Annotated in this window: 21 protein-coding genes; 13 read left to right on the top strand and 8 right to left on the bottom strand. The window is 54.1% G+C overall.

Annotation, left to right across the window (positions count from 1 at the left end; all coding sequences use genetic code 11):
• Positions 1 to 32: 32 nt before the first annotated feature.
• Positions 33 to 2,045 carry a TRAP transporter permease gene (locus PSCS_RS07650; RefSeq protein ID WP_082866577.1) on the top strand — a complete coding sequence of 671 codons (2,013 nt, stop codon included), beginning with the start codon at positions 33 to 35 and terminating at the stop codon, positions 2,043 to 2,045.
• 76 nt (positions 2,046 to 2,121) lie between these two features.
• Here the strand turns inward: PSCS_RS07650 and PSCS_RS07645 are convergent, their stop codons facing one another.
• Positions 2,122 to 2,871, bottom strand: coding sequence for a M48 family metallopeptidase (locus PSCS_RS07645; protein ID WP_157885656.1), 750 nt, complete (start codon positions 2,869 to 2,871; stop codon positions 2,122 to 2,124).
• A gap of 47 nt (positions 2,872 to 2,918) precedes the next feature.
• Between PSCS_RS07645 and PSCS_RS07640 the strand changes: the two genes are divergently transcribed.
• The 4 genes from PSCS_RS07640 (at position 2,919) to PSCS_RS07625 (ending at position 6,499) form a co-directional block, all read left to right on the top strand.
• The gene (locus PSCS_RS07640) at positions 2,919 to 3,344 is read left to right on the top strand and encodes an HIT family protein (protein ID WP_068811435.1); all 426 of its coding nucleotides are present in this window, start codon (positions 2,919 to 2,921) and stop codon (positions 3,342 to 3,344) included.
• 14 nt (positions 3,345 to 3,358) lie between these two features.
• Entirely contained in the window at positions 3,359 to 4,105 is a 747-nt protein-coding gene (gene cmoA, locus PSCS_RS07635) for a carboxy-S-adenosyl-L-methionine synthase CmoA (protein ID WP_317621797.1), read from the top strand.
• Positions 4,069 to 5,109 (top strand): tRNA 5-methoxyuridine(34)/uridine 5-oxyacetic acid(34) synthase CmoB, encoded by a 1,041-nt coding sequence (gene cmoB / locus PSCS_RS07630; protein WP_232790083.1) that lies wholly within the window; start codon positions 4,069 to 4,071, stop codon positions 5,107 to 5,109. The genes cmoA and cmoB overlap by 37 nt, the downstream gene beginning before the upstream one ends.
• A 418-nt stretch (positions 5,110 to 5,527) precedes the next feature.
• Positions 5,528 to 6,499, top strand: coding sequence for a helix-turn-helix domain-containing protein (locus tag PSCS_RS07625; RefSeq protein ID WP_068811429.1), 972 nt, complete (start codon positions 5,528 to 5,530; stop codon positions 6,497 to 6,499).
• A gap of 138 nt (positions 6,500 to 6,637) precedes the next feature.
• Here PSCS_RS07625 and rpmG read toward each other — a convergent pair whose 3' ends face one another.
• From rpmG to radC, 3 genes are all read right to left on the bottom strand, one after another.
• On the bottom strand, positions 6,638 to 6,793 hold the full coding sequence (rpmG, locus tag PSCS_RS07620) for a 50S ribosomal protein L33 (RefSeq protein WP_068811427.1): 156 nt from the start codon (positions 6,791 to 6,793) through the stop codon (positions 6,638 to 6,640).
• A 27-nt stretch (positions 6,794 to 6,820) separates the two neighbouring features.
• A complete protein-coding gene (rpmB, locus tag PSCS_RS07615; RefSeq protein ID WP_068811425.1) occupies positions 6,821 to 7,057 on the bottom strand; it encodes a 50S ribosomal protein L28 in 237 nt (78 codons plus the stop codon).
• Between the two features lie 109 nt (positions 7,058 to 7,166).
• Entirely contained in the window at positions 7,167 to 7,841 is a 675-nt protein-coding gene (radC, locus tag PSCS_RS07610; RefSeq protein ID WP_068811423.1) for a RadC family protein, read from the bottom strand.
• 179 nt (positions 7,842 to 8,020) lie between these two features.
• Here radC and coaBC point away from each other — a divergent pair, with 179 nt between their 5' ends.
• The 4 genes from coaBC (at position 8,021) to slmA (ending at position 12,569) form a co-directional block, all read left to right on the top strand.
• Positions 8,021 to 9,250 carry a bifunctional phosphopantothenoylcysteine decarboxylase/phosphopantothenate--cysteine ligase CoaBC gene (gene coaBC, locus PSCS_RS07605; RefSeq protein ID WP_397387224.1) on the top strand — a complete coding sequence of 410 codons (1,230 nt, stop codon included), beginning with the start codon at positions 8,021 to 8,023 and terminating at the stop codon, positions 9,248 to 9,250.
• A complete protein-coding gene (locus PSCS_RS07600; RefSeq protein ID WP_068811421.1) occupies positions 9,250 to 10,704 on the top strand; it encodes a phosphomannomutase/phosphoglucomutase in 1,455 nt (484 codons plus the stop codon). Before coaBC ends, PSCS_RS07600 begins: the two co-directional genes overlap by 1 nt.
• Before the next feature lie 217 nt (positions 10,705 to 10,921).
• Entirely contained in the window at positions 10,922 to 11,869 is a 948-nt protein-coding gene (argB, locus tag PSCS_RS07595; protein WP_068811420.1) for an acetylglutamate kinase, read from the top strand.
• A gap of 61 nt (positions 11,870 to 11,930) precedes the next feature.
• Positions 11,931 to 12,569 (top strand): nucleoid occlusion factor SlmA, encoded by a 639-nt coding sequence (slmA, locus tag PSCS_RS07590; RefSeq protein WP_068811418.1) that lies wholly within the window; start codon positions 11,931 to 11,933, stop codon positions 12,567 to 12,569.
• Between the two features lie 271 nt (positions 12,570 to 12,840).
• On the opposite strand, the gene pyrE is transcribed toward slmA, so the two are convergent.
• Both pyrE and rph read right to left on the bottom strand, forming a co-directional pair.
• Positions 12,841 to 13,494 carry an orotate phosphoribosyltransferase gene (pyrE, locus tag PSCS_RS07585; protein ID WP_068811416.1) on the bottom strand — a complete coding sequence of 218 codons (654 nt, stop codon included), beginning with the start codon at positions 13,492 to 13,494 and terminating at the stop codon, positions 12,841 to 12,843.
• A 54-nt stretch (positions 13,495 to 13,548) separates the two neighbouring features.
• Positions 13,549 to 14,298, bottom strand: a complete 750-nt coding sequence (gene rph, locus PSCS_RS07580) for a ribonuclease PH (RefSeq protein WP_068811414.1) — start codon at positions 14,296 to 14,298, stop codon at positions 13,549 to 13,551.
• 289 nt (positions 14,299 to 14,587) lie between these two features.
• Here rph and PSCS_RS07575 point away from each other — a divergent pair, with 289 nt between their 5' ends.
• A complete protein-coding gene (locus tag PSCS_RS07575; protein ID WP_068811412.1) occupies positions 14,588 to 15,454 on the top strand; it encodes a YicC/YloC family endoribonuclease in 867 nt (288 codons plus the stop codon).
• Positions 15,455 to 15,653: 199 nt separating this feature from the next.
• On the opposite strand, the gene PSCS_RS07570 is transcribed toward PSCS_RS07575, so the two are convergent.
• Together PSCS_RS07570 and PSCS_RS07565 are read right to left on the bottom strand one after the other, a co-directional pair.
• A complete protein-coding gene (locus PSCS_RS07570; RefSeq protein ID WP_068811410.1) occupies positions 15,654 to 15,926 on the bottom strand; it encodes a hypothetical protein in 273 nt (90 codons plus the stop codon).
• Complete coding sequence (locus PSCS_RS07565; protein ID WP_317621795.1) at positions 15,923 to 16,081, bottom strand: hypothetical protein; 159 nt, start codon at positions 16,079 to 16,081, stop codon at positions 15,923 to 15,925. Before PSCS_RS07565 ends, PSCS_RS07570 begins: the two co-directional genes overlap by 4 nt.
• Positions 16,082 to 16,222: 141 nt before the next feature.
• On the opposite strand from PSCS_RS07565, the gene tnpA reads away from it, so the two are divergent.
• The 3 genes from tnpA to tnpC all read left to right on the top strand — a co-directional run bounded on the left by tnpA (position 16,223) and on the right by tnpC (position 18,595).
• Entirely contained in the window at positions 16,223 to 16,594 is a 372-nt protein-coding gene (gene tnpA, locus PSCS_RS07560) for an IS66-like element accessory protein TnpA (RefSeq protein WP_068810618.1), read from the top strand.
• Entirely contained in the window at positions 16,591 to 16,926 is a 336-nt protein-coding gene (gene tnpB, locus PSCS_RS07555) for an IS66 family insertion sequence element accessory protein TnpB (protein ID WP_068810617.1), read from the top strand. Before tnpA ends, tnpB begins: the two co-directional genes overlap by 4 nt.
• An 85-nt stretch (positions 16,927 to 17,011) precedes the next feature.
• Positions 17,012 to 18,595 carry an IS66 family transposase gene (gene tnpC, locus PSCS_RS07550; protein ID WP_068810616.1) on the top strand — a complete coding sequence of 528 codons (1,584 nt, stop codon included), beginning with the start codon at positions 17,012 to 17,014 and terminating at the stop codon, positions 18,593 to 18,595.
• Positions 18,596 to 18,610: the final 15 nt, after the last annotated feature.

The following is an 18,610-nucleotide window of genomic DNA, read 5'->3' as shown; positions in this document are numbered from 1 at the left end:
AATCGCCTGAATCAGTGGATAACGATAATAATATGAGCAACTCAGCCGCGCACGAGACCAAAACAGATCAGAACCTGGGCGCAAAAGCCGACCCTGAGAAAGTGGAATTACCGATCATTGGCCGCTATAGACAGCTGGCCACCAAATGGCGCGCCCTGATGGCCGTACTGACTGCCGCTGCCAGTCTGCTGGCCATGAACCAGATATTTGCCTGGGGCTTTTTTGTTGACTACACCATGCTGGACGGCCGCTACCTGTACCTGATAACCGGTCTGATGCTGATCATGGTGTTTATCACCTTTCCTTCTCACCAGAGCAACCTGAACTTTGTCCCCTGGTACGATAAGGTCATCATGGTGGTCATCGCTGTGGTGTTTTCCTACTTCGCCTACAACGCCGACCTGATTATTCTGGATGCCTGGGAGTATGTGGCCCCGCCACTTGGGGTAGCACTGGCCCTGATTACCTGGGCTATTGTCCTGGAGGCCGGACGTCGTGCCGGGGGCTGGCCGATTTTCTGTATCGTGCTGGTTCTGTCCCTTTACCCTACTTATGCGCATTTGATGCCAAGCGTTATTGCCGGCATTGGCATGCCCATTCACGATGTTGCCATTTTCCATATTCTGGGCGAGGAAAGCCTGTTTGGCGTGGCGCTGAATTCTTTTGCCATGCTGGTCTTTGGTTTTATTCTGTTTGGCGTCTCACTGCAATATACCGGTGGCGGCCCGTTCTTTATCAATCTGGCTTTTGCCTTACTGGGACACATGCGCGGCGGTCCTGCCAAGGTCGCCATTTTTTCCAGCGGCCTGATGGGCTCGATGAGCGGTGGCCCCATCACTAACGTGCTGACAACCGGCCCTTTGTCCATTCCAGCGATGCAACGCGTTGGCTTTTCACGAGGCTATGCCGCTGGTGTTGAAGCCTGCGCCTCAACCGGCGGTGTCATGATGCCGCCAATCATGGGTGCCACAGCATTCGTGATGGCCAGCTTTCTGGGTGTCAGTTATGTCACCGTGGCCGTGGCAGCCATCGTGCCATCGGTGCTGTATTTCTTTGGCCTGTTTATGCAAATTGATGCCTATGCCGCCCGCAACAAACTGGAAGGCCTGCCCAAGCCTGAACTGCCCAAACTGGGCAACGTGATCAAGGAAGGGTGGTACTTTATCGCCGTATTTGCCGTGCTGACCATCATGCTGGTTTACATGCAACGGGAAGCCACCGCACCATTTATTGCCACGGGTGCACTGCTGATCATCAACCAGTTCACCAGCCATCGCATGGACGCCAAGAAATTCATGCTGATGGTCGCCGCCACTGGCCGGTTGATGGCCGAGCTGGCCGGTATTCTTGCCGCCATCGGTTTGATCGTCGGCTCACTGGCAGTGACCGGCATGGCCGGTACACTGGCCAATGACCTGGTCTACCTGGCTGGCGACAACACCCTCATCCTGCTGATCATGGGCGCATTAACCAGTTTTGTGCTGGGTATAGGCATGACGGTAACCGCTGCCTATATTTTCCTGGCCATCGTTCTGGCACCGGCACTGATCAATGCCGGCCTGGATCCACTGGCCACACACATGTTCATCATGTACTGGGGTATGTTGAGCTTCATTACACCGCCTGTGGCACTGGCTGCATTCGCCGCCGCCTCAGTGGCCCATGTATCCGCTATGCGTGCTGGCTGGGAAGCAATGCGCCTTGGCGCCATCATCTACTTCATCCCCTTCTTTTTCGTCTTCAATCCGGCTCTGCTGCTGCAAGGCAGCGTTGGCGAGAGCGTATTACTGGTAGGTACCGCTCTGATCGGTGTCGCTCTCCTGTCTGCCGGCCTGCAAGGCTATTTGCTCGGCTATGGACGGCTTGGTGAAGGCAGGGTGGGCCTGGTTGGCAGGGCCTGCGTCTGTGTCTCCGGCCTGACCCTGGCAGCACCAGCCGGCGGTATGCTGGGTGTCAGCCACAACGCCTTGTTCATCGTCAGCGCCATCCTGCTGGCCGCTGGCATCGGCATCACCCGCTGGCAGGCCCGGCAACTTGCCTACTAATCAGTAAAAGAGAAGTAACAGGAAAGGGTGATGCGAAGCGTAATTGAGGCAGTTAAGTCGAGGCAAAAACACCCTGTTAGAACCAGAGGCGGTGTTCGTTCGCCTTTAACCAGCCCACATAGCGCTGGTAGTCAGGGCAGACACTGGCAACCGCGTCCCAGAATGCCGGAGAGTGGTTCATGTGTAACAAGTGGCAGACTTCATGGCAGATCATGTAATCAATGACCCCATCAGGGGCCAGCATGATCAGCCAGTTGTACTGAATCCGGCCCTCAGACGTACAATGACCCCACTTGCTGCGCGTCTTGCGGAATACAACTTCTTTGAGTTTGTGATCAACCCCAAGGTATTGCGCTAATGCCTGAGTGCGTGCCGGGAGATACTCTTTCGCTTTGAGTTTCAGCCAGTCGGTCAGGATTTTTTCTGCTTTGGGGTCAGTAATGCCTGGAGCCTGAATGCAGAAACGGCCAGGCTCCAGCACGACACCGGTTGGCCGCTGGTCACGAATCACCAGTTGCCACTCCTGGGCTTTGTAGAGGATATGCCGTCCAGCGGCCAGGGTCAGTTTTTCGGCGTGTTTGCGCTGCTTTTCTTTTAGTTTTTTGCGAATCCAGCGCTGATGTTTCTGCACAAACAACTCAATGGGTGTGCGCTTCATGCGCAATGGCGCCCTGACTTCCACACGATTATGCGAGACATGAACGGCCAGGCTTTTGCGCTGGCTTCGTTTCAGCTCACAAGGAACCGGTAAATACTCCAGCTCCAGAATTTCATGGTCAGGCTGTCGACGCAGCAACACTTTCATGGCTTTCATTTGGACTGACACAGCAAATCCCTCATAATAGCCCCCTGAACGGCACAGGAGTCAATGGTATGAGCAGTCTGTTTACAAAAATACGTCAAGGTGAAATTCCGGGCCATAAAATTTGGGATGACGGTCGTTGTTTTGCCATTCTGACTATCGAGCCCATTCGTGAAGGTCATTTGCTGGTCATTCCCTATGAGGAGGTTGACCACTGGGTAGATATGAATGATGACACCACTGCCCACGTCTTCCAGGTTTCCCGACTATTGTCAGAGACCATGGCAGAGCTGTTTCCCTGTGAAAAAGTGGGCATGATGATCGCCGGGCTTGAAGTACGGCATACTCATATTCACCTGGTACCCATTCAGGCCATTGCTGATCTTAATTTTGCGCTGGCAAAACCGCGAGAAGATGCATTGCAGGCTGAAACCGCCGTCAAGATCAGGCAAAGACTGATCGAAAAAGGCCAGTCTGATCATGTTCCCTCCGCATAAGCACCTGACACAGTATAGCTAACATGACCCAGGATTCGCTCCGCGACAATATCTTTGCCAGTCGGCAAGAAGCTGGTGACTTTGTTTTTGACGACAAAGTCGCCTCCGTCTTTACCGATATGATAAACCGCTCTGTGCCCGGTTACGCAACGACTCTGTCGATGATCGGCGTGCTGGCGTCACGGTATTGTAAACCGGGTAGCCGAATTTACGACCTGGGCTGTTCACTCGGTGGCGCCAGCCTTGCCATGGCGCACCAGATTTCACATCGGGATTACGAGTTGATTGCCATCGATAACTCGACTGCCATGATCGAACGTCTCACAGACCGACTCAAGTCCGAGGAACACCAGGGCTTACCCGTGACCCCCAAACTGGGCGATATCTGTGAAGCAGACATCTCCAATGCCACGGTAGTCGTTTTGAACTTCACCCTGCAGTTTGTTCCTCTGGCACAACGGCAGGCGCTAATCCAACGCATAGCCGACGGTATGCAACCAGGTGGCATTTTGATTTTGTCCGAAAAAATTCAGTTTCCCGACGATGATCTGAACGAACTGTTCATTGATCTGTACCACAAGTTTAAACAGGCCCAGGGCTATTCCGAACTGGAAGTCAGCCAGAAACGGGCGGCACTGGAAAATGTCCTGATCCCCGAAACCATAGATACTCACAAACAGCGCCTGATGGCAGCAGGGTTGAAGAACTGTGACGTCTGGTTCCAGTGCTTCAATTTCTGTTCCATGGTAGCGGTGCGCTGATGCGGGATACCACAGCACAACAACGACTGGCGGCCCTGCTTGAGGGTTCCGGCCTGGAACCTATTGCCCACTTTGCCAGTGAAGCTTACCTCTATTCCCGGGGCCATGGCCTGACTGACAAATGGCTGCAAATGTATGACGACTTGCCAGACGTTACGGCCAGCAGCTACGACTTCACATCGCAGGTCCGAATTGGTCGACGTGAGGATGTCAGCGATGAACAGTATCAGGCCATCCATGACGCTGCTCGCTCGCAAATCCCCTGGCGCAAAGGCCCCTGGTCATTGTTTGGCGTAGAGATTGACAGCGAATGGCGCTCGGATATGAAGTGGGACCGTTTGTTGCCTCACATTCAACCCCTGCAAGGGCGCCGGGTCATGGATGTTGGCGGCGGCAACGGTTACCACCTTTATCGTATGTATGGTGAAGGCGCCAGAATGGTACTAGGTGTTGACCCTCACCCGGCCTATTATTTCCAGTACCGCCTGTTGCAGCATTTTTTACAGGAACTGCCGGTACATTCCATTCCGGTGACACTGGATCAGTTTCCGGAAGGCATACCCTGGTTCGATACCGTGCTTTCCATGGGTGTACTCTATCACCGCCGATCGCCAATCGATCACCTGTTCCAGCTTCAGTCCTATTTGCGGCCTGGCGGCGAACTGGTGCTCGAAACCCTGGTCGTGGATGGTGACGAAGGCTACGCACTGACGCCACCAGGTCGATATAGCCGCATGAACAATGTCTGGTTTCTCCCATCAGTACCTACAACAGAGTCCTGGCTACGCCGCTGCGGATTCGAGAACGTTCGTACTGTTGATGTGAATACCACAACTGCAAAAGAACAGCGCCCCACTGACTGGATGCCCTTCCAGTCCCTGACAGACGGGCTTGATCCCGCCAATCCTAACCTGACGGTTGAAGGGCTACCAGCCCCCAAACGGGCTATCACCCTCGCGACCGCACCCGAACTTGCCAGGCGCAAAGGTGGCAAAAAGCGTTAAAGCAGCCACTCTGTGAGGCCTGGTACAGGTTCCATGAGCAACAATATGAATTTATTCATATTGTAAGGTTCGCTCCCTTTCCCCTGTCATTATTAGTAGTGATTCTGAAGTACATGTCACGTTTTTATTCCCGAAATCCTATAAAATCTTGACGTGTCAGGGAATACTTAACGACTTTTGACGTCATATTATGACAAAATCAGTATAAACGGACCAAAAATATACTATTGACCTGTATTCTGTAACTGGTTCAGTATAAATAAGTAAGGCTGATTTTGGGGTCACCTGTATCTAAATGTCGCTTATTTCGCATTTAGATGAACCGAATAATATCCACGCGCGTATTGTGTAGTTGCGCTGTAAAAGAGTGAGATTGACGAGAAGTCAGACAACCATTTGCAACACAAGGAACGCTACTATGGCAAGACCACTTCGCATTGAATATCCGGACGCTGTCTACCACGTCTCTAACCTGACGCTGGATGGTCAGCGAGCATTCCCGTCTGCAAAGTACTATGAAGCCATGCTGAAGGTCATAGAGGACACCTGTACACGTTTCAATGTAAAAGTCCTGGCTTACGCCTTCCTCAAGGATCAGTACCATCTGGTCATTAAGACACCTGAAGGCAATCTGAGCCGCTTTATGCGACAGATAGACGGCTTGTACACACAAAACTACCAGCGCATGAAGAAGTCCGATGGCTCACTGTTCAAAGGACGATACAAAGCTGTACTGGTTCAGGCAGACAGTTACGCGTTACCACTGACCCGATATATTCACCTCAGTGGCCGCAAACCAGACATGGAAAAGCCCGAGCGCAGCAGCCTTTCCTACTACACCAGCGCCGTCAAGACTCCCGACTGGCTGGACAGGGACGAAGCTCTCAAACAGATGAGCGGTCCGGCTAACAAGCGCTATCAGAATTATGTCGCTTACGTGGGTGAAGGTGTTGATGAAGAACTTTCGCACTTTTATGGCAAGAAAAACCTTTCCTCCATTATGGGTGACGAAAAGTTCAAGGCCTTTGCTGCCAAGAAACGCAGTGCCACCAAGGCACGTGGCGTATCACGCGGCGTCAATGCCAAATGGCGCCCGTCCTGCAAAGAAATTGTGACAGCCGTTGCCAAGCACTTTAAGGTGACGGAGAAGAGTATCTACCAGGCGGCCCGGGGCCCTGGCTCGAAGAATGTGCCACGCTGGGTTGCCATGTATCTTTGCCAGGAGCTCTCAGCTTCGACGCTGCAGACCATCGCCAAATTATTCAAGCTGAAGCGCTACGGCACCGTATCCACCACTGTGGGCAAACTGAAGAAAGAGTTTGAAGTCGACCCTAAACTGCTGGCCACCACACAACGTCTGGCCAAGTCGCTCAGCAAGAAAAAGAGCTGACCAGACAAGGTCTGACTCAGTCAGATTACGTCAGAAAAATGGATCGACCAGAGACGGGAACACCCGAGCTGCCATGGGCAGGTCGGGTGTTTTTGTAACGAGTACTTAAATCTGATCCGGGAAGCCCTGGGAAGGGGCTTACTTGATCTTGGATTCCTTGTACATTACGTGCTTGCGAACAACCGGATCGAATTTTTTGATTTCGATCTTGTCAGGCGTGTTTCGCTTGTTCTTGTCTGTCGTGTAGAAATGTCCGGTTCCTGCAGAAGAAACCAGTTTGATTTTATCGCGCATCGCTAAATACCACCTGAATCAGTAAAATTAAATTTTAACGCCGTTGGCACGGATATCGGCCAGAACGGCATCAATGCCCTTCTTATCGATAGTACGCATACCTTTTGCGGATACTTTCAGTTTGATGAAACGATTCTCGGACTCAACCCAGAAGCGGTGTGAGTGCAAGTTTGGCGCAAAACGACGACGCGTTCTGTTATTAGCGTGAGATACGTTGTTACCTGTAATCGGCTTTTTGCCGGTTACCATACATACATTTGACATAGTTCTGCCTCGTTACAATCCCGTACAGAAAAAATTGAGGCGCGATTTATACCAAAATCCCCTCCTGAAGGCAAGAAACTTCTTCATTTTCCACTATCTTGTCACTCCTTTACAACAAACCACGGTCTGCAAAGGACACCGCATGACTGTGCCCGACCACCACGTGGTCCAGCACCCTGACATCAATGGTGTTGAGCGCCAGCTGCAAGCGCCGGGTAATGGCAATGTCTGCCTGGCTCGGCTCCGCCAGCCCGGAAGGGTGGTTATGGGCAAAAATCACCGCCGCGGCATTATTGCGCAAACAGCGTTTTACCACTTCTCGAGGATATACCGCTGCGCCATCTATCGTACCCTGGAACAGCTCTTCCATCGACATGACGCGATGCTGATTATCAAGATACAGACAGGCGAAGACTTCATGCTGATAATCGCGCATACAGGCTCTCAGGTAATCCCGCGTCAGATCCGAGTTGGTCAGCGCATCAGTTTCCGCCAGCCTCTCACTCATGTAACGCCGCGCCAGCTCCAGGACTGCCTGAAACAGCACATACTTACCCGGCCCAAGACCATCATGACGGCAAAAGCTCTCCATATCTGCCCTGAGAATAGGTGTCAGGCCACCAAAATCCATCAACAGCTTGCGCGAGACATCCAATGCACTTAAACCCCGACTGCCGGTACGCAGAAATACCGCCAGCAGTTCGGCATCAGACAAGCTGGCTGCCCCCTTTTCCAACAGTTTTTCCCGCGGACGCTCGCCGCTTGGCCAATCCTTGATACTCATCCGTCCCTGACTCCCCTCTTCGTCTCCCCTTCCCAGGCAAACCTTATATAGCACTTGAGCAGGCATCACGCAGGCAGATGCAATGACGCCAGAACGTCCGTTCCTTGCTGATCTGGCACAGGGTGCATAAAATGAAGTTCTGTTTTCAGCCTGGACGCATGAACATGCCCACAGAGACACTGGCCACATTAGCCAACAAACGGATTTTGCTGGGGATGACCGGCGGCATAGCTGCCTACAAATGCGCCGAGCTGACGCGCTTGCTGACCAAAGCAGGCGCTACCGTCAAAGTCGTCATGACCGCCGCGGCCACTGAGTTTATGACGCCCCTGACCATGCAGGCGCTGTCTGGTCACAAAGTTCATCTGGATTTACTCGATGCTGATGCCGAAGCCGGTATGGGCCACATTGAGCTGGCACGCTGGCCCGACCTGGTCCTGGTCGCCCCGGCCAGCGCGGATTTTATGGCGCGGCTGGCCAGCGGCCAGGCAGATGATCTGCTGACCACCCTGTTACTGGCCACACCTGCCCCGGTAGCGCTGGCTCCGGCCATGAATCAGGGGATGTGGAGCAAGCCCGGTACCCAGGCCAACCTGACAACGCTACGCGAACAGGGCATCCATCTCTTCGGCCCTGATAGTGGTATCCAGGCCTGCGGCGACACCGGCCCTGGCCGTATGCAGGAACCTGAAGCACTGGCCGCCAGCTGCGCCAGCCTCTTCCCGACCAACATGCTGAGTGGTCGCCACCTGCTTATCACTGGCGGCCCCACTCGCGAAGCCATAGACCCGGTGCGTTACATCAGTAACCACAGCTCAGGCAAGATGGCCTACGCCCTGGCCGAAGAAGCCGTCCTTGCTGGCGCTCGGGTTACTCTGGTCAGCGGCCCAGTCAACCTGGCTGTACCAGATCGGGTCTCCTGCCTGTTTGTCGATTCTGCCCAGCAAATGCTGGCTGCCTGCGAACAGGTGCTTGATCAGCAAGACATGGTCGATGCGTTTATCGGTGTTGCGGCTGTGGCCGATTACCGGGTTGCCCAGGTCAGCGAGCAAAAAATCAAGAAACAGGACGAAGAAATGGTGCTTCGCCTGGTGCGTAACCCCGATATTCTGGCAACAGTCGCCGAGCGTCAAGAGCGCCCTTTCATGGTCGGGTTTGCCGCTGAAACCGAAAACCTGCTTGCTCATGCAGGCAATAAGGTTCGCCGTAAAAAGCTGGATCTGATCTTTGCCAACGATGCCAGTGCGACGTTCAACAGCGATGCTGCAGCAGCAGTGGCGCTCTGGCCGATGACTGGCGAAGATAAACTGGCTCAGCAGTCCCTGGGACCCGCCACCAAGTCTTTCCTGGCTCGCCAGATGCTGACACTGATCAGTGAGCGCTTGCTTCAGCGCGAGGCAAATGATTAATGGATGCTCCCCTGGCAGCCAACGCCAACACAGCAAAAGCAAAACAGCGCTGTCATCTGCCTGCACACATGTTTCGTGCCTATGACATTCGCGGTGTAGCCGGTGAAGACCTGACCAAGGAAAATGCGCGTCTGCTAGGCCAGGCCATCGGTTACCTGGCCATGCATTTCGGTCACCCGGAGGTGCTCTTTGCCAGGGATGGCCGACTCTCCAGCCCCTTACTGGCTGAACCCTTGCAGGCCGGCATTCTCGACAGTGGCTGTAATATTATTGACCTGGGGATCGTGCCAACACCATTACTGTATTTCGCGACACACACGACAGAATGCAGTGCTGGCGTGATGCTGACCGCCAGCCACAACCCGGCTCATTACAATGGCATCAAGATGGTCCGCCATCGTGCCAGCCTCAGCCCGGAACAGATTCAGGGCGTCAGGGAACAGGCCATTTACTTGGCCCGTCATCCTGACAGGGTCAGACCTGCTGATCAGCCCAAAGGTGAGATCCGCCAGTTGAATATTATCCCCGATTACCTGAAACGCATCTGCCAGGACATTCCTCTTGAGCGTCCGCCCAAACTTGTAGTCGACTGCGCCAATGCCGTCCCTGGCCTGGTAGCGCCTGACTTGTACCGGGCCATGGGGTGTGAGGTTATTGAGCTGTATTGCGAAATCGACGGCCGCTTCCCCAACCATCCTCCTGATCCGACAATTGCCAGCAACCTGGACGCGTTATGTGACCGGGTCAAAGCCGAAGGAGCGGACCTGGGCATTGCGCTGGATGGTGATGGAGACCGGATCGTTATCGTCAGTGAAACCGGCGAAATACTGGACACAGACCGGCTGTTGATGCTGTTTGTACGCGATATCCTGCCACGTTATCAACATCGTCCGCAGAAAGCACACGTGGTTTTTGATGTGAAATGCAGCAATCTGCTGTCCAATGAGATAGAAAGCCTGAACGGCGTACCGGTCATGAGCCGAAGTGGGCACTCATTCATGAAAATGAAGATGTTTGAGTCCCAGGCAGTGATCGGCGGTGAGTTTTCAGCGCACATCTTCATCAAGGATCGCTGGTATGGTCATGATGATGGTTTGTATGCTGGCGCCCGCTTCATGGAGCTACTGGTGCGCAGCGGCGAGCCGGTGTCAGCGCTGATACAAACCCTCCCTGACAGCGTCCATACTCCGGAGCTGCGTATTGATGTGGAGGAAGCTGTCAAATTCAACCTGATGGCCCGAATTGCTGAAGCGGCTGACTTTCGCGATGCCGATGTCAATTTGCTGGACGGCGTACGGGCTGATTTCAAAGATGGCTGGGGACTGATCCGGGCATCCAATACGACCCCTGCTCTACTGCTACGCTTTGAGGCCGCGAGTGAGGTGGCATTGCAGCGAATTCAGGCAAGTTTTCAGGCATTGCTGAACCAGATCGACCCCGCACTTAAGTTCTAGTGTGAACAGCATGGTTGCCTGGAAAGTGTATACTAACTTCCTGCCCAGACTGCGCCACTACTGATCTATCGCAAACAATCCTGCCACGCAACAGTTTCACTGACGACCCGCTAGGCGTATAATTTCCCCTTAAGACATCGATAACGACAATATGAACGCCCTGGCGCCCTCCCGCGCCCCAGATAACTTAATAACCAAATAAGAAAGGCCCTACGTTATGCCACTGGATTTTGCCGCTGCCAAAAACATCGCCAACGTACTCACTGAGTCACTGCCTTACATTCAGCAATTCACGGGTAGCACCATCGTGGTCAAATATGGCGGTAATGCCATGACGGATGAAAAGCTGAAAAACAGCTTCGCCAGGGACATCGTATTGATGAAACTGGTCGGCATGAACCCGGTTGTAGTGCATGGTGGCGGTCCGCAAATCGGCTCGCTGCTGGAACGACTCAACATTCAGTCAGAATTTATTGATGGGCAACGTGTCACCGACAGCCAGACCATGGATGTGGTCGAGATGGTACTGGGTGGCCTGGTCAATCAGGAAATCGTGGCCATGCTGAACAAAAACGGTGGCAAGGCGATTGGTATCACGGGCAAGGACGGCAACCTGATTCGCGCCGAGAAACTGATGAAGAAAAGCGCCCAGGACAACGGCAACGACAAAATGCTGGACCTCGGCCAGGTCGGGTCGGTAAAAAGCATCAATACCGAAGTACTGCGCATGATGGAGCACAGTGACTTTATTCCGGTAATTGCCCCGATTGGCGTTGATGAAACGGGTGCCACCTATAATATCAATGCTGATACGGTCGCCGGGGAAATCGCTAAAGTGCTGCATGCCGAAAAACTGATGTTGTTGACCAACATTGAAGGCGTCAAAAACAAAGCCGGCAAGGTACTGACCGGGCTGAGCACCAGTCAGGTCGATGAGCTGATCATGGACGGCACTATCTATGGTGGCATGTTACCGAAGATTCGCTGCGCGCTTGATGCTGTCAATCACGATGTCACCAGCGCCCACATCATTGACGGACGCGTTGAACATGCTGTCCTGCTGGAAATCTTTACCCATACCGGTGTCGGTACGCTGATCAGCAATTCCAGCAATGTAGCAGAAGCCGCCAAAGCGGCTGCACTTTATCAGTCAGACCAGCAGTAACCGATTAAAAAAGTTCTGCCTCAAAGGCGGGACAAGAAGAATCAATAACAGGAGAGAATAAATGAGCGCCGCACAAGCCAAGGCTGCCAAAAAACAATCCCGCAAGGAGCACATCCTGCAAGCGCTGACCCAGATGCTTGAGGCCGGCCCCGGTGAACGCATCACCACGGCCGCACTCGCCCGTGAAGTCGGTGTCTCGGAAGCTGCGCTGTATCGTCACTTCCCCAGCAAGGCCAAGATGTTTGAAGGGCTGATCAAGTTTATTGAAGAGACTTTGTTCATCCGCATCAACCGTATCCTGCAGGATGACATGAGCACCGCAGAGCGCTGTCAACGTATTCTAACGCTGCTGGTCACCTTTGCTGAGAAGAATCCCGGCATGACGCGCCTGATGACAGGTGACGCCCTGACCGGCGAAACTGACCGACTGCGTGTGCGTATCACACAGATGTTTGACCGCCTGGAGTCGCAGCTCAAGCAGATTCTGCGTGAAGCGCCCATTCGCGAGAAGATGAAACCATCGGTTTCGCCTGCCGTGCTGGCGAACCTGTTATTGGCAGCTGCCGAAGGTCGGCTGATGCAGTTTGTACGCAGTGGCTTTACACGACTGCCGACCGAGCACTGGGATGAGCAGTGGCACTATCTTGAGCAGAATCTGTTGCAGCCTTATAGTGGGGATGAGAGTCCTTACACCTTCTGAGGTGTCTTGTAACACCTGGCTTCTAATCTGAGACGGTCAGGGCGGCATAGTCCCCAGAGCAGACGGCCACAGCACACCGGGCATCGCCCGGCGGGCGGAAACTCAGCCTGACGGCTTCAGACAGCCCGCCCGCTCTTTCGGGCGATGCCCGATGTGCTAGGCGTGGCCTTACTGTCTGCTCTGGGGACTATGCCGCCCTGGCCTTGTGCTTGTCTTCTACTGTGTTTTTCTAATACACGGGCGCAGCAGGTGTAAATAGTTTCTGTGTTTGTTAAACGCCGTAGCGCTGACGGTACTCCCTGATGGCGGGGAGGTAGGTGGTAATCGATTCATCGTCCTGCAGGCGCAGGTAATCAATGATCTGGGTCAGGTTGATCAGGCTGATGACCGGGACTTTGTAGTCACGTTCAATCTCCTGGATGGCAGACAAATCCCCTTTACCTTTTTCCTGGCGATCCAGTGCAACCAGAATGCCGGCCGGCCTGGCACCGGCCGCACCAATCATGTCCATGACTTCACGGATGGCGGTACCGGCTGTGATCACATCGTCCACAATCATCACGCGGCCTTCCAGCGGGGAGCCCACAATGGTGCCACCTTCGCCATGTGCCTTGGCTTCCTTGCGGTTGAAGCAATAGGGTTTATTAACGCCCTGCTCATTAGCCAAGGCGGCGGCTGTCACTGATACCAGGGGAATGCCTTTGTAGGCCGGGCCCATCAGCACATCATAGTCCAGTTCTGCGCGCTGCAACGCTTCTGCATAGCACTTGCCGATAAAGCCCAGGGCTTCACCGGTATTGAACAGACCGGCATTGAAGAAATACGGACTGGTACGTCCTGACTTCAGCGTAAACTCGCCAAAGGTCAGGATGTTGTGCTCAATCGCGTAATCCAGAAATTCCCGCTGGTATGGCTGTAGTGACATGATGGTTCTCCTGAATGAGTCGGCAGTTTACCGCCTTTTCCTGTGATCAGCGGCTCAATCGCCGCTGACGCCCAGTGCCTGCTTCTGAATATCGACCAGCTCGGAGATACCTTTCTCGGCCAGGCGGATCATGGCCTGCAGTTCATCAAAACTGTATGCGCCATCTTCAGCAGTGCCCTGCACTTCAATGAACTTGCCTGCTTCGGTCATGACCACGTTCATGTCGGTATCGGCAGATGAATCTTCCGGGTAATCCAGATCCAGCACTGGCTCTCCCTTGTAGATACCCACTGACACCGAGGCAATCATCTGCTTCAGCGGGCTGCTCTTGATGATGCCGCGCTCCAGCATGGCATTGATGGCATCAGCCAAAGCCACACAGCCACCAGTAATGGACGCTGTGCGAGTGCCGCCGTCCGCCTGAATCACATCGCAGTCGATCTTGATGGTGTTTTCGCCCAGCAGATTCATGTCAATGGCGGCACGCAGCGAGCGGCCGATCAGACGCTGAATTTCCTGGGTACGGCCACTTTGCTTGCCGCGTGCCGCTTCACGATCCATGCGGGAACCGGTCGAGCGTGGCAGCATGCCGTACTCAGCCGTCACCCAGCCACGACCGCTGCCTTTAAGGAATCGCGGGATGTTCTCTTCCACGGACGCCGTGCATATCACTTTAGTGTCACCAAACTCGACTAAAACTGAACCTTCAGCATGCTTGGTGTAGTTGCGGGTGATTTTGACATCGCGCAGTTGATCGGCTTGACGCTGGCTTGGACGAGCTGGGCTGGCATTGTTTTGAGACATGGAACCTCTTTAACTGTTGTGTCTTTCGATGAATGACTGATGAGCTGGCTCTTCACGGCGTAGCTTTGAGGGGCTATCTGGTAGTGATAGCACAATTATACGGGGAATGCGGTTTGGCTGAAACAGCCATACCGTTTTGGGTTACACTTGGGCCAGACGGGCTGATGCAGGTTGAGACATCATCCCGTCAACTCAAACACGCACAGTTAGGCTCAGACACATAGGGTATAGGCACTCACAGCCATGTCGCCGAGCATGGCTGTCAGACACTAAGACAGGAGGACGGGACATGGTAGCCAGCATGACGGCGTTTGCACGCCAGCAGCAGGAATTCGACTGGGGCACACTGAGCTGGGAGGTGCGATCGGTCAATCACCGTTACCTCGAACCTGGCATGCGCATCCCCGAACTGTTCCGCGCTATCGAGCCCAACGTCCGCGAGACTTTGCGCAAGTCTGTCGCCCGCGGCAAAGTCGAATGCACCCTGCGCTTTCAGATTCAGGAAAGTGGCCAGAGCGAGATGCAGCTCAACGAAGACCTGGTCCGCCAGCTACGCGGACTGGCTTCACTGGTCGCTGACACCCACATCAATGCCAGCCCGCTCAGTGTCGCCGAAATCCTGCGCTGGCCCGGCGTCCTGCAAGAGCACCAACTCGACATGGATGCCGCCCAGGCCAATGCCATGGGCCTGTTAAAAGACACCCTCGACGCTTTCCAACGTGCCCGCCAGCGTGAAGGCGAGGAACTGGCCAAACTGATTCGTCAGCGCCTGGACAGCATCCGCGACATCGTCGCCACTGTCCGCAAGGCCATGCCCGACATCCTGCAACGTCAGCAGGACAACATCCGCGAACGCCTGGACAGCCTCAAATCCGAAATCGATCCCGCCCGCATTGAACAGGAACTGGTCATGCTGGCGCAAAAGAGTGATGTTGACGAAGAGCTGGATCGCCTGGATACGCATGTCAGCGAAGTCGAACGTGTCCTTAACTCCAAACAACCCATTGGCCGCCGGCTGGATTTTTTGATGCAGGAACTGAATCGGGAGGCGAATACCTTGTCGTCGAAGTCAGTGGTTGCGGAAACGACGCTGAATGCCGTGGAGTTGAAGGTGCTGATTGAACAGATGCGGGAGCAGGTGCAGAATATCGAATAGCTTATTTAGCCGTCCAAGAATGTCTTAGAAGCCCTTACTCACTGATGGTTCACTGCAAAGCGTCAAGCTCAAGTATGATTCATTGCCTATTTAGTCATCTAAGATACTGCCTTTAACACAGTACATCCGTGGGCGAGTATCCATTGGTTAAGCTGGCTTAAACAGGCGGCTTCTACTTTTTGCGCTCGCCAACTGTGGCTCAATTGATTAGGCTTGCCCCAAAAGCCCAATCAGGCGATGAGTCGAGAAATGCACGGAAGTTTTTATCGGCTTCGTCGTTGTAGAGCTCACCAGAGTGAAGCGTCAGGATTGGATCGATTTGCAAGCGATAGGCTGAGGTTAAAAACGCTTTATCATAGGCAAAACCAAACACGCCTCCTTGGCTTGAATCGCTGTAAGTAAGCCGCCCTATTAGCAGTGGTGCTTCGATTGGCTGCCAGTCGGCATAGACTTCGACGATTTCACGGCTCATTTTGAACCTTCCAGCAATTTTATGTTTTGCAGCTTGATAACAACTTCATCATGAGCGGCCATTTCCGCAAAGTTGCTTTCCATGCCAAGTACGGCCATTACTTTTAAGTAAGTGCCTATGGCAACGCCCGGATCACCTGCGAAGACTTTGTTCACGGTTTTATGATCAAAGCCAGTACGCTCACACAGCAGCTTTTTTGTAAAACCACGTCGTTTCGTATCCGTCCGGCCATCACATCTTGAATTGACATGCGTCTGATTCGATAGTGTCCACTTATTTTTAAGCGGACACCTATCATGAACGAAATAAGCGTAGTTAACCGCGCACCTAAGCGCAAACGCTATACCCAGGCATTCAAACACAAAGTCATTACTGCCAGTTTGCAACCTGGCGCCTCGGTGGCCCGTGTCGCACTGGAGCACGGACTTAACGCCAACATGCTGCGTAAATGGATTCGATTGGCGAAGAACAACACGACTGACACGACACCGAGCTTTGTCGCACTGCCAATGCCTGGTCAGGCCTCGTCCGTATCAAGTGCCAGACAAGGCGTTGACAGTGAATCAATCCGGATGGAGATTCCGTATCGCCATCAGAGCATCAACATCAGTTTGCCGCTCTCACAGATGGAGCGATGCCTGGCGTTGTTGCGAGAGCTGTTACAGTGATCCGTATTGATCAGATCTGGCTGGCCACTGAACCGCTGGATATGCGCGCCGGTCCTGATACGGCACTGGCGCGGGTGGTTCAAGTCTTCGGCAGTGCCCGGCCGCATTGTGCGTATTTGTTTGCCAACAAGCGCGCCAACCGGATGAAGGTGCTGATCCACGACGGCCTGGGCATCTGGCTGTGTGCCCGGCGGTTGAACCGCGGTAAGTTCTACTGGAGCGAGCCGTGGCAAGCGGCGCAGCTGTCGCTCAGTGATGAGCAGCTGCAGGCGCTGGTTCAAGGTCTGCCCTGGCAGCGCATCGGCGAAGCCGGGGTGGTCACTATCGTGTAATGTATATCGAATCATACCCTTGTGCTCAGTGCTATTACCCAATAAGCGTATCGAACTGAACGCCTGGCAGTGGCATACTTGTGCCATGACTCAACCGGATCTGAACAAGCTGGATGCCGAACAACTGCGCGCCCTGGTCACCCAGCTCATGGGTAATGCCGCCGAGCAGCAGGTCGAGGTGCAAGCCCTGCAACAACGCACTGAGCGTATTGAGCAGCGCAACCAGCACCTGGAAGCGGTCAACGCCAAGCTTTCACATGAGTTGCTGCTGCTTCGCCGTTTAAAGTTCGGTAAACAAAGCGAGAAGCTCGACTCACTGCAGCGCAGTCTGCTTGAGGACATCATCGATGCCGACACCAGCGCCATCGAACAGCAGTGGGCAGATCTGGTCAAAGATGAGCCGATCAACAACAAACCCAAAACGCAGCCCAAGCGGGTGGCATTGCCAGCTGAGCTGCCTCGTACACTCATACGGCACGAACCTCAGAACACGCATTGCCAGTGTGGTTGTCAGCTCAAACGCATCGGCGAAGACATCAGCGAGAAGCTGGACTATACACCCGGTGTGTTCAGTGTCGAGCAGCATATCCGTGGCAAGTGGATCTGCACTGACTGCGAAACCCTGACCCAGGCACCGGTTCCAGCACACGTGATCGATAAAGGCCTGCCGACCACCGGATTACTGGCCCACGTACTGGTGGCCAAGTACGCCGATCACCTGCCACTGTATCGCCAGGAACACATCTTTGGCCGGGCCGGTTACCCGATTGCCCGTTCCACCTTGGCGGATTGGGTGGGCCGCTGTGGTCACGCCCTGCAGCCGCTGGCCGATGCGCTGCGTGAGACGATCCTGAATCATCCGGTTGTGCACGCCGATGAAACACCGGTGCCGGTGCTGGAGCCGGGTAAGAAAAAGACCAGTCGAGCCTACATCTGGGCGTACTGCACGACCCCTTATGCTGACACCAAGGCAGTGGTGTATGACTTTGCACCCTCGCGTGCCGGTGAGCATGCCCGCCGCTTCCTTGAGGGCTGGCAGGGCAAGCTGGTCTGCGACGATTACAGCGGTTACAAAGCCAGCTTTGGCCAGGGTGTGAGCGAAGTGGCTTGCATGGCGCACGCTCGTCGTAAGTTCTTCGAGCTGCATGAGAGCAGTAAAAGCACGCTGGCGGCCACTGCCCTGGAGCAGATCGGCCGACTCTATGAGATAGAGCGTCAGGCCAAGGGGCTTGATGATCAGCAGCGCCATATACTCAGGCAACAACGTGCCAAACCGATTGCCGATGAGCTACATACCTGGCTGGTGGCCAGTCGTCAAAAAGTGCCTGATGGCACAGCAACGGCTAAGGCTATCGATTACAGTTTAAAACGCTGGGGTGCCCTGATCCGTTATCTGGATGATGGCGGTGTGCCCATCGACAACAATCAGGTTGAAAACCAGATGCGTCCCTGGGCGCTGGGTCGCAAAAACTGGCTCTTTGCTGGCTCGCTTCGCAGCGGGCGGCGTGCCGCTGCTGTGATGAGTCTGATACAGTCGGCCCGGTTAAACGGTCACGATCCTTATGAGTACCTGAAAGATGTGTTGGCCCGATTGCCGACCCAGCAGGCCAGTGCCATTGCTGAGCTGCTGCCACACAGCTGGAGTCCGGAAACGGCTGTCAATGTGTGATGAGCGAACGCTTAC

Source organism: Pseudohongiella nitratireducens (genome assembly GCF_001642735.1).
Taxonomy (GTDB): domain Bacteria; phylum Pseudomonadota; class Gammaproteobacteria; order Pseudomonadales; family Pseudohongiellaceae; genus Pseudohongiella; species Pseudohongiella nitratireducens.
Note: the sequence above shows the minus strand (reverse complement) of the source record. Positions and strands in the feature narration are given on the sequence as shown.

What these genes read in the sequence shown, in the direction of transcription:
- tnpC (WP_068810616.1), top strand. Translation starts at nt 17,012, where the DNA reads ATGACTCAACCGGATCTGAACAAGCTGGATGCCGAACAACTGCGCGCC.
- rpmB (WP_068811425.1), bottom strand. Translation starts at nt 7,057, where the DNA reads ATGTCAAATGTATGTATGGTAACCGGCAAAAAGCCGATTACAGGTAAC.
- PSCS_RS07570 (WP_068811410.1), bottom strand. Translation starts at nt 15,926, where the DNA reads ATGAGCCGTGAAATCGTCGAAGTCTATGCCGACTGGCAGCCAATCGAA.
- slmA (WP_068811418.1), top strand. Translation starts at nt 11,931, where the DNA reads ATGAGCGCCGCACAAGCCAAGGCTGCCAAAAAACAATCCCGCAAGGAG.
- PSCS_RS07575 (WP_068811412.1), top strand. Translation starts at nt 14,588, where the DNA reads ATGGTAGCCAGCATGACGGCGTTTGCACGCCAGCAGCAGGAATTCGAC.
- tnpA (WP_068810618.1), top strand. Translation starts at nt 16,223, where the DNA reads ATGAACGAAATAAGCGTAGTTAACCGCGCACCTAAGCGCAAACGCTAT.
- radC (WP_068811423.1), bottom strand. Translation starts at nt 7,841, where the DNA reads ATGAGTATCAAGGATTGGCCAAGCGGCGAGCGTCCGCGGGAAAAACTG.
- pyrE (WP_068811416.1), bottom strand. Translation starts at nt 13,494, where the DNA reads ATGTCACTACAGCCATACCAGCGGGAATTTCTGGATTACGCGATTGAG.
- argB (WP_068811420.1), top strand. Translation starts at nt 10,922, where the DNA reads ATGCCACTGGATTTTGCCGCTGCCAAAAACATCGCCAACGTACTCACT.
- PSCS_RS07640 (WP_068811435.1), top strand. Translation starts at nt 2,919, where the DNA reads ATGAGCAGTCTGTTTACAAAAATACGTCAAGGTGAAATTCCGGGCCAT.
- rph (WP_068811414.1), bottom strand. Translation starts at nt 14,298, where the DNA reads ATGTCTCAAAACAATGCCAGCCCAGCTCGTCCAAGCCAGCGTCAAGCC.
- PSCS_RS07625 (WP_068811429.1), top strand. Translation starts at nt 5,528, where the DNA reads ATGGCAAGACCACTTCGCATTGAATATCCGGACGCTGTCTACCACGTC.
- rpmG (WP_068811427.1), bottom strand. Translation starts at nt 6,793, where the DNA reads ATGCGCGATAAAATCAAACTGGTTTCTTCTGCAGGAACCGGACATTTC.
- PSCS_RS07650 (WP_082866577.1), top strand. Translation starts at nt 33, where the DNA reads ATGAGCAACTCAGCCGCGCACGAGACCAAAACAGATCAGAACCTGGGC.
- PSCS_RS07600 (WP_068811421.1), top strand. Translation starts at nt 9,250, where the DNA reads ATGGATGCTCCCCTGGCAGCCAACGCCAACACAGCAAAAGCAAAACAG.